The 13,768-nt window shown below is 60.3% G+C and carries 14 protein-coding genes; 9 read left to right on the top strand and 5 right to left on the bottom strand.

The window, feature by feature from the left end:
• Positions 1–32 precede the first annotated feature (32 nt).
• The 4 genes from P7C00_RS10740 (at position 33) to tal (ending at position 5,748) form a co-directional block, all read left to right on the top strand.
• Positions 33–2,114 (top strand): glycosyltransferase, encoded by a 2,082-nt coding sequence (locus P7C00_RS10740; protein WP_404938901.1) that lies wholly within the window; start codon positions 33–35, stop codon positions 2,112–2,114.
• Entirely contained in the window at positions 2,111–3,214 is a 1,104-nt protein-coding gene (locus P7C00_RS10735) for a hypothetical protein (RefSeq protein ID WP_404938899.1), read from the top strand. Before P7C00_RS10740 ends, P7C00_RS10735 begins: the two co-directional genes overlap by 4 nt.
• Positions 3,215–3,641: 427 nt before the next feature.
• Positions 3,642–4,643, top strand: coding sequence for a tRNA dihydrouridine(20/20a) synthase DusA (gene dusA / locus P7C00_RS10730; protein WP_404938897.1), 1,002 nt, complete (start codon positions 3,642–3,644; stop codon positions 4,641–4,643).
• 178 nt (positions 4,644–4,821) lie between these two features.
• Positions 4,822–5,748, top strand: coding sequence for a transaldolase (gene tal, locus P7C00_RS10725; protein WP_317072265.1), 927 nt, complete (start codon positions 4,822–4,824; stop codon positions 5,746–5,748).
• Positions 5,749–5,820: 72 nt separating this feature from the next.
• Here the strand turns inward: tal and rssC are convergent, their stop codons facing one another.
• A complete protein-coding gene (gene rssC, locus P7C00_RS10720) occupies positions 5,821–6,303 on the bottom strand; it encodes an anti-sigma factor antagonist RssC (protein ID WP_102863752.1) in 483 nt (160 codons plus the stop codon).
• On the bottom strand, positions 6,303–7,484 hold the full coding sequence (gene rssB, locus P7C00_RS10715) for a two-component system response regulator RssB (RefSeq protein WP_102864100.1): 1,182 nt from the start codon (positions 7,482–7,484) through the stop codon (positions 6,303–6,305). Before rssB ends, rssC begins: the two co-directional genes overlap by 1 nt.
• 277 nt (positions 7,485–7,761) lie before the next feature.
• On the opposite strand from rssB, the gene P7C00_RS10710 reads away from it, so the two are divergent.
• Positions 7,762–8,061 (top strand): PilZ domain-containing protein, encoded by a 300-nt coding sequence (locus tag P7C00_RS10710; protein ID WP_346631765.1) that lies wholly within the window; start codon positions 7,762–7,764, stop codon positions 8,059–8,061.
• A gap of 66 nt (positions 8,062–8,127) precedes the next feature.
• Here the strand turns inward: P7C00_RS10710 and P7C00_RS10705 are convergent, their stop codons facing one another.
• Positions 8,128–8,814 (bottom strand): VacJ family lipoprotein, encoded by a 687-nt coding sequence (locus P7C00_RS10705; protein ID WP_346631766.1) that lies wholly within the window; start codon positions 8,812–8,814, stop codon positions 8,128–8,130.
• A 204-nt stretch (positions 8,815–9,018) separates the two neighbouring features.
• On the opposite strand from P7C00_RS10705, the gene P7C00_RS10700 reads away from it, so the two are divergent.
• Positions 9,019–9,639, top strand: coding sequence for an HAD family phosphatase (locus P7C00_RS10700; protein ID WP_404938895.1), 621 nt, complete (start codon positions 9,019–9,021; stop codon positions 9,637–9,639).
• Positions 9,640–9,761: 122 nt separating this feature from the next.
• Positions 9,762–10,025: a DUF4404 family protein gene (locus P7C00_RS10695; protein WP_102863756.1), complete on the top strand. Its 264-nt coding sequence runs from the start codon at positions 9,762–9,764 to the stop codon at positions 10,023–10,025.
• A 60-nt stretch (positions 10,026–10,085) separates the two neighbouring features.
• On the opposite strand, the gene queF is transcribed toward P7C00_RS10695, so the two are convergent.
• Positions 10,086–10,916: an NADPH-dependent 7-cyano-7-deazaguanine reductase QueF gene (queF, locus tag P7C00_RS10690; protein ID WP_402891288.1), complete on the bottom strand. Its 831-nt coding sequence runs from the start codon at positions 10,914–10,916 to the stop codon at positions 10,086–10,088.
• 68 nt (positions 10,917–10,984) lie between these two features.
• Positions 10,985–11,482, bottom strand: a complete 498-nt coding sequence (locus tag P7C00_RS10685) for a plastocyanin/azurin family copper-binding protein (protein ID WP_404939949.1) — start codon at positions 11,480–11,482, stop codon at positions 10,985–10,987.
• A 212-nt stretch (positions 11,483–11,694) separates the two neighbouring features.
• Between P7C00_RS10685 and P7C00_RS10680 the strand changes: the two genes are divergently transcribed.
• Positions 11,695–12,375 (top strand): heavy metal response regulator transcription factor, encoded by a 681-nt coding sequence (locus P7C00_RS10680; protein ID WP_346631770.1) that lies wholly within the window; start codon positions 11,695–11,697, stop codon positions 12,373–12,375.
• Positions 12,375–13,736, top strand: coding sequence for a heavy metal sensor histidine kinase (locus tag P7C00_RS10675; RefSeq protein ID WP_404938893.1), 1,362 nt, complete (start codon positions 12,375–12,377; stop codon positions 13,734–13,736). The genes P7C00_RS10680 and P7C00_RS10675 overlap by 1 nt, the downstream gene beginning before the upstream one ends.
• Positions 13,737–13,768: the final 32 nt, after the last annotated feature.

The raw sequence follows: 13,768 nt of genomic DNA, 5'->3' as shown, positions 1-13,768 counted from the left end.
TGGCAACGTCATAGCCCTAAAGGAAACCGGGAATGTCACGGCCTGACCCCAAAGCGATGTTCAGGCACCTGCACAACACCTATCGGAGACTGCCACTGCCCTATCCTCTGCGTGCCTTGCTGAGCCGAATTTATCGCCAAATGTCGTCAATGCGGCGAGCACTGCGCCGCCAGGCAATAACCGACCGTCTGTTTCAACCTCCCCTTTGCCCCTTGCAGGAGCCGCTGGAGAATTCGCCCGACTACATATTCTGGGGCGTCATCGACTGGGATTTTCGACACCAGCGCCCGCAACACCTGGCCGAGCAGTTGAGCCTTGGCGGACGCCGCGTGTTCTACATCGCGGCCGCTCTGGAGGATGACCCACGCGACGGTTTTACGCTGCGCCCTCTTGATGAAACGGGGCGCCTGTTCGAAGTGCGGCTCTTTGCCCACACCGCGCCGATCATTTACCACGCAGTACCGGATGAAACCTTGATCTGGCAGTTGCGGCGCAGCGTCGGTGAGCTCCTGAGTTGGGCGAACTCGCCCCAGGTGGTATCGCTGATCCAGCACCCTTTCTGGGCTCCCGTGGCTGGAGTGCTGCCCAACAGTCGCGTGGTCTATGACTGCATGGATCACCATCAGGGGTTTGGCAACAACGCCGCGCAGTTGCAACAAGTGGAGTGCAGTCTGATCCGCGAAGCCGATGTGGTGCTGTTTGCCTCGGCATGGCTTGAACAGCATTGGCACCCGCAGATTCCAAGCACACCTGCCCAGCAGCGAGCGGTTCTGCGAAACGCCGCCGACTTCGACTACTTCTCAACACCCACGGAGCACTGCTATCAAGATCCGGAGAAACGCCCTGTAATCGGCTACTACGGTGCATTGGCCCATTGGTTCGACGTGGACCTAGTGTCTGCCATAGCCGAAGCATTTGCCCACTGCAGCGTACTGCTGATCGGCGCTGATACCGCGCGTATCGGCGCACGGCTGCGGGGCCACACCAATATCAAGCTCACGGGCGAGATTCCTTATGCGCAGCTGTCCGAGTATCTGCAGGCTTTCGACGTCTGCATCCTGCCGTTCCGTATCGAACCGCTGACCCTGGCCACCAACCCGGTCAAGGTCTATGAGTACCTGAGCGCCGGTAAACCGGTAGTGACGGTGGATCTCCCTGAGCTGCACGAGTTCAAGCAACAGGTCGCCATCGCCGAAGACACACCGGCTTTTATCAATGCCATCGCCCGAGCGTTGCAGGAGCCTGGATGCAGTGCTGCTTCTCGGCAACGCCAGGCCTTTGCCGCGCAGCAGACCTGGCAGCACCGGATACAGGTCCTACTCGCCCTGACTGAGAGCGTTGACCCGCAACCGCTGGTGAGCGTGATAGTGGTGACCTACAACAACCTGGCCTTCACTCGGGACTGCCTGGCGAGCCTGGCCGCCGATCCCCTGGGCGAGCCGCTGGAAGTCATCGTCGTGGACAACGCCTCCACCGATGGCAGCGTCGAGTTCCTCCAGCAGTGGTCAGCGGGCAGCGGACACTCGCTGATTCTCAACAGCAGCAACCTGGGTTTCGCCGCCGCCAACAATCAGGGCCTGGCCCTGGCCAAGGGCGAGTTCCTGGCACTGCTCAACAATGACACCCAGGTCACCTGCGGCTGGGCACAGACCCTGCGCCGCCACTTGCAGCGCGACCCTGGGCTCGGTCTGATCGGACCGGTTACCAACAACATCGGCAATGAAGCAAAGATCGACATCCGCTATCAGGACTCACGGGAGATGGCCATCCGTGCCCGCCAATACACCTGGCGCCACGCCGGCCTGAGCGTGCCTTGCGCCACCCTCGGTTTCTTCGCGGTGATGATGTCCAGGTCGACCTATCAGCGCATAGGCCCCCTGGACGAAGCCTTCGGGCTGGGCTTTTTCGAGGACGACGATTATTGCCGCCGGGTCGAGCAAGCCGGCTTGTCCTGTGCCTTCGCTGAGGACGTGTTCGTTCATCACCACCTGTCCGCGTCCTTCGAGCAGATGCCCGAGAACCAGCGCCAGCAACTGTTCAACCGCAACAAGGCTTTCTATGAAGCCAAGTGGGACCGCCCATGGGTCCCGCACGCCTCCCGGGAGGAGCCATGAGACTGGTCTATCTGTCGCCTGTCAGTTGGCACAGTTTCGACCAGCGGCCCCATGAACTGGTTCGACAGTTCCATGCCAGCACCCAGGCTCCGGTGCTGTGGATCGAACCCTATCCCACTCGCCTCCCGGTTCCCCGTGACCTGTTGCAGCAGCACTCGCCCGCCCCTCCCAGTGAACCTCTGCCTGACTGGCTGACCTTGATCCGCCCTCGGGCCCTACCGATAGAGCCCCTGCCCGGTTCGGGGTGGTTGAATCGACTGTTCTGGGGACGCCTGATGCAGCAGGTCAGGGACTTCGCTCAGGAACCGACCCAGCTAGGCATCGGCAAGCCCTCGCGACTGGCCCTGCAACTGCTGCGCGAGCCGATCTTCGTCGGCAGTTTCTATGACGTGATGGACAACGTGCCGGCTTTCTATAGCGGCTGGTCCCGGCGCGCCATGCAGCAACGCCAACTCGAAACGGCCAGAGCCGTGACCACCGCCCTGACCTCCTGCTCGAGCCTGCAGCACTATTGGTTGCAGCAACAGGTCAATGCACGCCTGCTGCTCAATGGCTGTGCCAGCGAACGGCTGCCGTCCCTGCCACTGTGCCGATCCACGGCCCATGCGGCTCGCCCCGTATTCGGCTACATCGGCACCCTCGCCAAGTGGTTCGACTGGGACTTCATCCTCGCCCTGGCCCAGGCCTTCCCCGAAGCCGAAGTACGCCTGATAGGTCCGCAACACGGCGCCTCTCCCGTCGTACTACCCGCCAATGTCCTGCGCTTACCGGCGCTATCGCACCCAGCCGCATTGGTGGCGATGAGCGAATTCGACGTCGGGCTGATTCCGTTCAAGAGAAACGACATCACCCGCTTTGTCGATCCGATCAAGTACTACGAATACCGAGCCCTGGGCCTGCCGGTGGTCAGCACCGTCTTTGGCGAAATGAACGTTCGCCGCCACACACCAGGAGTCTTTCTCAGTGACACCGCCGCGGACATCGCCCAAGTGATGCGCCAAGCCCTGGCGTTCAGCGAGCCGCTGGCGAATACCCTGCAGTTCCGCGAGGCCAACTCCTGGGCGAAACGTTTCGAGGTGGCCCATGCCGCAATCCTGTGATGTGGTGGTCCGCGCCCTCAACCTATCGGGCCTGGCCTGGCTATCGCCCCGCTTGTTTTCCGACTTTCTCCAGCACCGCGAGCCCTGCCGGCCCGGCCAACCAACTTCGAAGCCATTTCCGGCGCCTGCATGCTGGTCAAGCGCATAGCCCTGGACAGCGTCGGCGGCTGGGACGAAGGTTCTTTCCTGGTGCATTTGCGCGGGGGTATGGCTGAGGTTCGGCGTCATGGTCGGGTATTACTCCGCAGTGCGATTGGGGCGGATAGTTGGCGTAACTCGTTAACTTGCCAATCACCCCCCGTCGATCCCGGGGACAAACAAATTGCCCCTGCGCTTTCCTGATAAACTCCGCGCTATCAGATTTTTTTGTTCACGCTGCGAAGAAGCTTGCTTCATTTGCCGCCGTAACGTCTCAAAGCAGAACCTCATGCCCTTGAACACCGAAGCTTCCCTACAGCAAACCTTTTCCCGTCGTTTCTCCGTGGCGCCGATGATGGATTGGACCGACCGTCACTGCCGATTCTTCCTCCGTCTACTGTCCAAACACACCCTGCTCTACACCGAGATGGTCACCACCGGCGCCTTGCTCAACGGCGATCATGAGCGCTTCCTGCGCTATCACCAGTCCGAACATCCTCTGGCGCTGCAACTGGGCGGCAGTACTCCAGCGGATCTTGCGGCCTGTGCGCGCATGGCCCAGGAGCACGGTTATGACGAGGTCAACCTGAATGTCGGTTGCCCCAGCGATCGGGTGCAGAACAATATGATCGGCGCCTGCCTGATGGGGCATCCGGCGCTGGTGGCCGATTGCGTGAAGGCCATGCGCGATGCGGTGTCGATTCCGGTGACGGTCAAGCATCGAATCGGGATCAACGGTCGCGACAGTTATGCCGAACTGTGTGATTTCGTCGGCCAGGTCCAGGATGCCGGCTGCACCAGTTTTACCGTGCATGCGCGAATCGCGATTCTCGAAGGGCTCTCGCCCAAGGAGAACCGGGATATTCCACCACTGCGCTATGACGTGGCGGCACAGTTGAAAGCGGATTTCCCGCAGTTGGAAGTCATCCTGAACGGTGGAATCAAGACCCTGGAGGCCTGCCATGAACATCTGCAGACCTTTGACGGGGTGATGCTGGGTCGCGAGGCTTATCACAATCCCTATCTGCTGGCCGAGGTGGACCAACAGCTGTTCGGCAGCACCGCACCGGTAATTTCCCGGGCCGAAGCTCTGGCGCAACTGCGACCTTATATTGCCGAGCATCTGGCTTGTGGTGGCGCGATGCACCACATCACTCGCCATGTGCTGGGACTCGGAACCGGGTTCCCCGGGGCTCGCAAGTTTCGCCAGTTGTTGTCGGTGGATATTCACAAGACCAAGGACCCGTTGGGCCTGCTGGATCAGGCTGGGCAACTGCTTGAAGGGCGTTAACCGTCAGCCGGGTTGAACCTGATCCGGCTTTTGGTATCTCAATTACCTGAATCACGCCCCTGCATTCAAACACCTGTTTTCAGGTCACAGCCCTCGGGGCCGCTGTAAGCCTTCCGCGCCCTTGAGCGCCTGACAGCGCTCGGGTAATGTCATCAGACCCATAGGACAGAGCACGCTCATGACTTCCAAGCTGGAACAACTGAAGAAAATCACTACCGTGGTAGCCGATACCGGCGACTTCGACGCCATCGCCCGGGTCAAGCCGGTGGATGCCACCACCAACCCTTCGCTACTGCTCAAGGCCGCGGCCATTCCTGGCTATGCCGACCTGTTGAACGCTTGTGTCAGTGACTGCAAGGGCGATGTTGGCCTGGCCAGCGATCGCTTTGGCGTGGCTGTCGGCCAGGAGATTCTCAAGGTCATTCCCGGTCGCATTTCCACCGAAGTGGACGCTCGGCTGTCGTTCGACACCGACGCGATGCTCAAGCGTGCCCATCGCTTGGTCGAACTCTATGAAAAAGCTGGCGTAGGGCGCGATCGAGTGCTGATCAAGATCGCTTCCACCTGGGAAGGCATCCGTGCCGCCGAGAAGCTGGAGCGCGAAGGCATCCAGACCAACCTGACCCTGCTGTTTTCCTTCGCCCAGGCCGTGGCCTGCGCCGAAGCCGGAGTTTTCCTGATCTCGCCATTCGTGGGTCGGATCTACGATTGGTACAAGAAAGCCAACGGCAGCGACTACACCGGCGCCGATGATCCGGGCGTACAGTCGGTAACCCGCATCTACAACTACTACAAGGCCAACGACTACAAGACCGTGGTCATGGGTGCCAGCTTCCGCAACCTGAACCAGATCGAGCAACTGGCCGGCTGTGACCGCCTGACCATCAGTCCGGACCTGATCGAGAAGCTCGCAGCCGACACTGGCAAGCTAGAGCGCAAGCTGAGCCCGGGCAAGCCCGGCGAAGCCCGTCAGAGCCTGAACGAATCCCAGTTCCGCTGGGCCTCCAATGAAGACGCCATGGCCACCGAGAAACTGGCCGAAGGCATTCGCCAGTTTGCCCGTGACCAGGAAAAGCTCGAAGCCCTGCTGGCTGCCAAGCTCTGATTGCTCAGTGGTAACGCAAAAAGGGCGAACCCTCACGGGTTCGCCCTTTTTTATGTCGTGCGTTTCAGCGAATCAGTGACGCTCCAGGGCGTTCACCAGATCGTGGAAGGCTTCGCGGTTGGAGTCGTTGAGGCCCATCAGGATCTTGTGAGCCTCCAGGACCTTGATCCGCACTACTTCTTCCGACTGGTCCTGGGAAGGCAAGTCAGCCAGGCATTCCGGGCAAGGAATCGGACGATCGACGATGTTGAACACCTGATCGAAACCCATGGACTGCAACAGCCGGGTAATGTCTTCGTGGGTGGTGACGACGGTGGGCAATAGACCTACCTTCTGCCGCGACAGAATCGACAACTTGGCCAGCAGGCCCAGAGTGGTGCTGTCGATGCTGCGGGTTTCAGTCAGGTCGATCACGATCGCCGAGAAGTTCAGCGCAGTGAAAATCCGCTCAATAGTTGCATCCAACGCCGAACACAGGGTCAGGCGCACTTCACCGATGAACTTCAGAACGAAGGTGCCGTCCTGCTCGGCGAACTGGATTCTACCGGTACTCATTAAAGGTTCCTGCTCAACACTAACAGGGCGATATCATCCGGCATCTCCCCTAGCGTGGCCAATCCAAAAACTTGCCGCAGGCCATCCAGGCTGCCGCCCGCCGCTCTCACCCGTTCAGGCAAGGCCGCTTCTTTTTCTTTGAGTGTAGGTTCGGGCAAAAGGTCCAGAATGCCGTCGGACATCAGCGTCAGGCTGAACACCGGGGGCAGTTCCAGAATGTGGTCCTCATAGGTAGCCTCGTTGAACAGGCCCACCGGCAAACCACGCCCTTCCAGATAACGCACACTGTCTGGGGTATACAACACCGGCAACGGCAAGTGCCCACCAATGCTATAGGTCAACAAACCAGTCTCCTCGTCGATGACTCCACCGACCATCGTGACGTGTTTGCCCAGCTTACAACTGATCAGGCCACGGTTGATATGGCCCAGTACTTCCGAAGGCTTGAATTCCGGCAAGGTACCGTTGCGCTTGGATTCGAACAGCAGGCGCGTGGTCATGAACTTCAACAGCACGGTGACGAAGGCTGATGACGCACCATGGCCGGAAACGTCAGCCAGGTAGAAGGCTACCCGACGCTCGTCGACACGGAAGTAGTCGACGAAATCCCCCGACAGGTAGAGCGAAGGGATGATCTGGTGCGCGAAATTAAACTCATCGATCGACCAGGGACTGGTGGGCAGCATGTTCATCTGCACCTGGCGACCGGCGTTCTGATCTTCCTGAAGCAGATTGAGGCTGGCCTCGAGTTCGCGGTTGGCGGCTTCGAGCTTTTCTCGATAACGCTGGTTTTCCAGAAGCAGGCGCGCACGATCCAGGGCTCGACGCACCGAGTGCTCGAGCACGGCCAAGTCTTCCAGAGGCTTGATCAGGTAGTCCGCCGCACCCAGGCGCAGCGCTTCAACCGCGTCGTTCATCACGCCCGCGCCCGAAACTACTATCACCGGGGTTTGCGGCGACAACTCGGTCACTTGACGGATAAGTTCGAGACCGCCCATCTGCGGCATGCGCAGATCGCAGATCACCAGATCGGGGTTGTCGCGCTGGAATACCTGAAGACCCTGCTGGCCGTTAGCAGCCTGCAGTACGCTGAAGCCACTGTCTTCCAAATAGGCCGCGAGACTCGCGCGTACTACTTCGTCGTCATCGATTATCAGCAGCGTGGCACTGGTTTTTTGCATGTGGGCAAACGGCGCCAGAATTAGGTTGGCGTAGGTGGCTCGGCCCGGGAGGCTGGCGCACGCTACTGGATTCGCTTTCTAGCCACTCTGGAAGTGGAGCCAGGACCTTCAGCCCTGCACGCCCGCTTATCAGAGGTGCCCTTCTAAGGCGCAGACGGTACTCCCATCCGCGGGGCGTTTCAAGCTCATGCCGATGGTCGCCTGACGTCTTTACACCGCAAATCACCGGGAGTTATAAAAACCGCTAAAACCGCAACTCAATCGCAGGATGGAACCCATGAATCAAAACCAGCGTGACTACAGTGAAAAGCGCGATTACATCCGTATGCGGGTGGATGCCGAGGTCACGCTGATCCACCAGGGACAGGTGATAGAAGCGGTCTGCATTGACCTTTCCAGCAGCGGTATGCAGGTCCAGGCACCCCGCTCATTCCAGGTCGGCGACCAACTGAGTGTGCGTATCGACTCGGAGCACGCAGCCCTCAGAGGCCTGGAAGCGGAGACGGAAGTGGTCTGGGTCAACTCACAGGAGGGTGGAAGCCAGAAACTTGGGCTTACAATCCTTAAGATGAAGTAAACGTCTCCCCCATGAAAAAGGCGGCCTGAAGGCCGCCTTTTCAGTTTCTGCAGGACAATCGCCTGATCAGAAGTCGTCTTCGACCTGACCATCCTTGACCTTGAATTCGCGGTTCTGCAGATAGGCATTGCGAATGAAGGTATAGCGATCACCGCGGATCAGCTTGTCCGCAGCCAGCAGGCTGGCACGAGTATCAACCACGTTCACGCCCATGGTGATGTTGCGCGCGGGAATGTCGTTCATGTAGCGATAAGGCAAGGTGTAGCTGTCCACATACTTGGCCGGCGCATCACGCAGGGTACTAGGGCCCAGCAACGGCAACATCACGTAGGGACCGCTCCCCACGCCCCAGTAGCCGAGGGTCTGTCCGAAGTCTTCGTCGTTGCGCTGCAGCCCCATCTTGGTACCGACGTCAAAGAAGCCCGCCAGACCCAAAGTGGTGTTCATCAGCAGGCGCGCAGTATCCACACCGGCGGCACGGGGCTTGGCCTGGAGGACGTCGTTGGCCAGGTTGCCGACGTCACCGAGGTTGCGGAACATGTTGTGGATGCCGTCTTCCAGAAACTGCGGCGTTACAGCCTGATAGCCTTGAGCCAATGGCTTCAGGGCATAAGTGTCGAGGGTGTCGTTGAACGTGAAGATGGGACGGTTGATGCTTTCCCATGGGTCCTCTTCGGCCGCCTGGGCGACCAGGGGAGCCAGCGTCACACCGGCACTCATACATAGCGGAACTAGATAACGGCTCCAGCGCATAGCAGGAAACTCCTTGGATTGTTCTCTCGTGGGGCTATGCCCTGAGGTTAGGCTCAGGAGTATAAAACGGATAGGCCTGTTTAGGCAGCATCACTGCAAGCAGCCTTCACGTATCAGTCAGTCAATCCTGTTCGCATTCACCTCACTGTCACCTGCATGTCATCTTCCCCGGCTAGCCTCGAAAGGAATTTCAAGGACGTTGATATGCCCCACGCCGATGCCTTAGCCCAGACTGCAGCGCCTTTGACCGCCGTGCTCTTCGGCCTCAGTGGCTGCCTGGTGGATTTCGGTGCGCGCTCGCGCCTGCAAACCACCACGCGCCCTGGCCCGGAACAGGCCCGCACCACTCCCGGTGCGCTGGATACCTTGCGTGATCTGCAACAACTGGGCATTCCCTGTGCCTGGCTCGAGCAACTACCCTGCGCCAGCAGCAGCCACCTGGCAGCCGCCCTGCCCGACTGGATCAAACCCACTCCCGCCGTCCCCGCTCCCTGGCCCGCTCCCGACGCCTGCTGGCAGGCACTGATGACCCTCAAGGTGTCCCACCTCGATGGCTGCGTACTGGTCAGCGGCGAACCACAACTTCTGCAGTCGGGGCTCAACGCCGGTCTCTGGACCATTGGCCTGGCTTCCTGCGGCTCCCTGTGCGGCCTGACGCCCAGCGAATGGCAAGCGCTGAGCCAGCAAGAGCGCGAACTCAAGCGCGGCAAGGCCACCATGCAACTTTTCGGTCTGGGGGTGCACTCGGTTATCGACCACCTGGGGGACTTGAACACCTGCCTGGCGGACATCGAACTGCGCCGGCTCAAAGGCGAAAAACCCTGACATAAGCCTGTTGATCAGGATCATGCACAGTGCCTGGGAGTGGATTACTCTAAGCCGTGGGCATGGACCTTTGCCTCAACCGCGCGGTCCATCCCTGTGCCTATCAATAAAGGGAGAACGCCATGCCTGCCCGCGAACTGCAAGAACAACTCGATACCCTGCGCGAGCAATTGGAGCAGAACCCACCGCTTTCGGAAGCCGAGCGCGCCAATCTGCAGGAACTGATGCAGCAGATCGAGCTGCAACTCAAGCTGGAGACCAGCACCCACGACGCCAGCCTCGCCGACGGCGTCAACCTGGCAGTGGAACGCTTCGAACTGGAACATCCGGCCATCGCCGGAACCCTGCGCAATATCGTCCAGACCCTGGGCAACATCGGTATCTGATGGCGCCCGACAACACCACCCCATAAAAACAAAGCCCCGCATCATCTGCGGGGCTTCTGCTTACTGGCGAACCAATCGCTGATTGGCGAACTCCGCCGTTTCGGTACTGCGGTACGGATTGATATCCAGCCCGCCACGACGCACATAGCGAGCGTAGACGGTGAGTTTCTCGGGTTTGAGCAACCGCTGCAGATCAAGGAAGATCCGCTCCACGCATTGCTCATGAAAGTCCGAGTGCTGACGGAAACTCACCAGATAGGCCAGCAGGCTGGCGTGATCCAGCGCCGCACCACGGTACTCCACCACGACACTGCCCCAGTCCGGCTGGCTGGTCACAGGGCAATTGGATTTGAGCAAGTGGCTGTGCACGCTCTCCTCCACCACTTGCGAGTCATCGCAACGCAACAGTTCCGGTCGCGGATGCTCATAGCTGTCGACGCTGATATCCAGCTCGTCGATGCAGATGCCTGGCAGTGCCACTACACCTTGCGCCTCGACCTCCCCAAGGCTGCGAATACGCACACCCACAGGCTTGCCTGCCGCGGCTGAGAGATCCTGACGCAAAGTCGCCTCAAGCGTCGTTCGATCAGCGAATGGAGTCTGGTTCAGCGAATTGAGGTACAGCTTGAAAGACTTGGACTCGATGATATTCGGCGAATCAGCAGGAATGCTGAATTCGCCAATGGCCACCACCGGCTTGCCCGAAGGCAGCAGCCAGGACAATTCGAAGCAGTTCCAGAAATCCACTCCCTTATACGGCAGGGTATCGGCACTCAAGCCCAGCTCGGCCCATTTCGCCGCCCGAGGAATCGGGAACAGCAGGGATGGCGTGTAAGTGGAAACGTATTCACTGGACTTGCCCAGCGGCGAATGTTCGGCTGCGGGATGCATGGCGGAAACCTGACTGAAGAATCAGCGGATTCTACCAGCCTTTGCTTCCACCTTTGAGCCCCGAGCGCTTACGGACTGACCGTCAGCTTGCCGACCATGCCCGCCTGGTAGTGCCCGGGAATATTGCAGGCGAACTCCAGGCTGCCGCTTTTGCTGAAGGTCCAGGTCAGCTCGGCCTGCTTGCCCGGCTCCACCAGCACACTGTTGGGATCATCATGCTGCATGCCGTGATCCATGCCCGCCATGGAGCCGTGCCCCATGGCTGCGTGATCCATGGTTTTCATTGCCGTAGGCGTAAGCATCCCGCTTTGCTGCATCTTGAGCATCTCCTGCTGGTGCTCGGCATGCATCGCCGCATTGCCCAAGTTGAACTCATGGAGCAGCTGCCCCTTGTTGATCAACACAAAACGTACGGTCTCGCCGGCCTTGATCTCCAGGGCCTTGGGACTGAACGACATATCGCCCATCACCACCTCGACAACCCGAGTGGCCTTAGCGGCCGCGGCCGGCTGACCGAAGTCATAAGAGGCTGCCGGTGATGCCCATAGCGGAACGCTCAACAGCATCAGACAGCCTCCCACGGCCGAGCGGCTTCGCAACAACAGGTTTTGCAGATTCATCATCAGGCTCCAACAAGATCAGGATTGAGCATGTGGCAAACTCTAACGGCCCAGCGCTGCCAGCCAGCTGACGGCTAGATTACAACTTTGTCAGTTTGATCTGCCCAGGGGCCCCGGCAAGGTATAAAGCCCGGGCTCCACAAGCCACGAGTGCCACCATGAAACTGTTGATCGTCGAAGACCAGCCGAAAACCGGCCAGTACCTGCGCCAAGGCCTGAGCGAGGCCGGCTTCAATGCCGAGCTGGCGGCAGATGGCAATACCGGCCAGCACCTGGCGCTGACCGGTGACTACGCGCTGTTGATTCTCGACGTGATGCTTCCGGGGCGCGACGGCTGGCAGATCCTCCAGGCCGTACGCAGCGCCGGCCTGGACATGCCAGTGCTGTTTCTCACCGCCAGGGACGCCGTGGAGGACCGAGTCCACGGCCTGGAGCTGGGAGCCGACGACTATCTGGTCAAGCCCTTCGCCTTCTCCGAACTGCTGGCCCGGGTTCGCAGCCTGCTGCGCCGGGGCAGTGTGATTGCCCAGGAAACCACTCTGCAACTGGCTGACCTGCGCCTGGACCTGATCCGCCGCCGCGTAGAACGCAGCGGCCAGCGCATCGATCTGACCGCCAAGGAGTTCGCCCTGCTGGAAATGCTCCTGCGACGCCAGGGAGAAGTCCTGCCCAAATCGCTGATCGCCTCCCAGGTCTGGGACATGAACTTTGACAGCGACACCAACGTCATCGAAGTGGCGATCCGCCGCCTGCGCCTGAAAATCGATGACGATTACCCGAACAAGTTGATCCATACCGTACGCGGCATGGGTTATGTGCTCGAAGAGCATCCGGCCTGATGCGCCGCCTGTCACTCAGCGCACGCCTGGCGCTGCTGTTCGCCGCCTGCACTGCCGTGGTCTCGTTGTTGGCAGGGGTGCTGTTCAGTCGCGCCAGCGAAGCCCACTTCATCGAGCTGGACCAGCAACTGCTGGACGGCAAGCTGATCGCCCTGCGCAGCGTCTTGCGGGATGTGACCGAGGCCAGGGATTTTGCCCGGCATCAGGCAAGGCTGCAGGATGAGCTAAGCCATCAACCGGACCTGGCCCTGCGGATCATCGGCAGCGACGGCCAGCTCTGGTTCGACAGTGCTCCTGCCCTGCCCGCCTCCTTGCCCAGCGACACCGGCCTGCACAGCCTGAATCTGAGCAGCGCCGCCTACCGGATCTACACCGCGCCGCTCAAGCCAGATCAAGCCGACTCGCCACGGCTGGCCCTGCTGCTGGATATCACCCACCACCAGCACTTTCTGCAGCGCATGCAGCATCTGATCTGGCTCACCGTAGGCCTCTCGGCCCTGGCCACTGCCCTGCTTGGCGTCTGGTCCGCCCGCAGCGGTCTGCGCCCCTTGCGCCGCATGAGCGCAGTGGCCGCAGGAGTATCCGCCAGTTCCCTGACCCAGCGCCTGCCCCAGGCACAGATGCCCGCCGAACTGGCCGACCTGGCCAGCAGCTTCAACGCCATGCTCAGCCGCCTTGAGGAATCCTTCCAACGCCTTTCGGCCTTTTCCGCCGATATTGCCCACGAATTACGCACGCCCCTATCGAACCTGCTGACCCATACCCAAGTCACCCTGACCCGTCCGAGACCGATCGAAGACTACCGCGAAGCCTTGCACAGCAACCTCGAGGAACTGCAGTGGATGGCACAACTGGTCAACGACATGCTGTACCTGGCCAAGGCCGACCACGGGCTGCTGGCCCCGAAACGCGAAGCACTGGAGTTGGCCGAGGAAACCGACATGCTATTGGAGTTCTATGGGCCTCTGGCGGAAGACACGAACGTCAGCCTGAGTCGTGAAGGCCATGCCGGCTTTGTCGGCGATCGCAGCATGCTGCGCCGAGCGCTGTCCAACCTGCTGGACAATGCCCTGCGCTTCACTCCCCCTGGAGGATCGGTCCAGGTACGGATCAGCGACAGCCCACAGAACTTGAGCCTGAGCATCGAAAACAGTGGAGAGGGTATTGCCAGGGAGGTACTGCCGCGCTTGTTCGACCGCTTTTACCGGGCAGACCCGGCGCGGCGCGAGGGCAGCAGTGAACATGCGGGATTGGGGCTGGCGATCACGCAATCGATCATTCGTGCCCATGGCGGGCAGATCCGTTGCGAATCAGAGGCGGGCTGGACCCGCTTTGTGATCGAGTTGCCGAGCAAGCGTTAAGAGCCGGCTCCTACACCAATCAGGCAGGAGCC

This window comes from Pseudomonas sp. JDS08PS003 (genome assembly GCF_045013505.1).
GTDB classification, from domain to species: Bacteria; Pseudomonadota; Gammaproteobacteria; order Pseudomonadales; family Pseudomonadaceae; genus Aquipseudomonas; species Aquipseudomonas protegens_B.
This window is presented reverse-complemented; position numbering and strand designations above follow the sequence as displayed.

Bases quoted from the DNA above. Each gene is read 5' to 3' on its own strand.
- P7C00_RS10740 (WP_404938901.1), top strand. From the start codon at position 33: ATGTCACGGCCTGACCCCAAAGCGATGTTCAGGCACCTGCACAACACC.
- P7C00_RS10735 (WP_404938899.1), top strand. From the start codon at position 2,111: ATGAGACTGGTCTATCTGTCGCCTGTCAGTTGGCACAGTTTCGACCAG.
- dusA (WP_404938897.1), top strand. From the start codon at position 3,642: ATGCCCTTGAACACCGAAGCTTCCCTACAGCAAACCTTTTCCCGTCGT.
- tal (WP_317072265.1), top strand. From the start codon at position 4,822: ATGACTTCCAAGCTGGAACAACTGAAGAAAATCACTACCGTGGTAGCC.
- rssC (WP_102863752.1), bottom strand. From the start codon at position 6,303: ATGAGTACCGGTAGAATCCAGTTCGCCGAGCAGGACGGCACCTTCGTT.
- rssB (WP_102864100.1), bottom strand. From the start codon at position 7,484: ATGCAAAAAACCAGTGCCACGCTGCTGATAATCGATGACGACGAAGTA.
- P7C00_RS10710 (WP_346631765.1), top strand. From the start codon at position 7,762: ATGAATCAAAACCAGCGTGACTACAGTGAAAAGCGCGATTACATCCGT.
- P7C00_RS10705 (WP_346631766.1), bottom strand. From the start codon at position 8,814: ATGCGCTGGAGCCGTTATCTAGTTCCGCTATGTATGAGTGCCGGTGTG.
- P7C00_RS10700 (WP_404938895.1), top strand. From the start codon at position 9,019: ATGCCCCACGCCGATGCCTTAGCCCAGACTGCAGCGCCTTTGACCGCC.
- P7C00_RS10695 (WP_102863756.1), top strand. From the start codon at position 9,762: ATGCCTGCCCGCGAACTGCAAGAACAACTCGATACCCTGCGCGAGCAA.
- queF (WP_402891288.1), bottom strand. From the start codon at position 10,916: ATGCATCCCGCAGCCGAACATTCGCCGCTGGGCAAGTCCAGTGAATAC.
- P7C00_RS10685 (WP_404939949.1), bottom strand. From the start codon at position 11,482: ATGCTGTTGAGCGTTCCGCTATGGGCATCACCGGCAGCCTCTTATGAC.
- P7C00_RS10680 (WP_346631770.1), top strand. From the start codon at position 11,695: ATGAAACTGTTGATCGTCGAAGACCAGCCGAAAACCGGCCAGTACCTG.
- P7C00_RS10675 (WP_404938893.1), top strand. From the start codon at position 12,375: ATGCGCCGCCTGTCACTCAGCGCACGCCTGGCGCTGCTGTTCGCCGCC.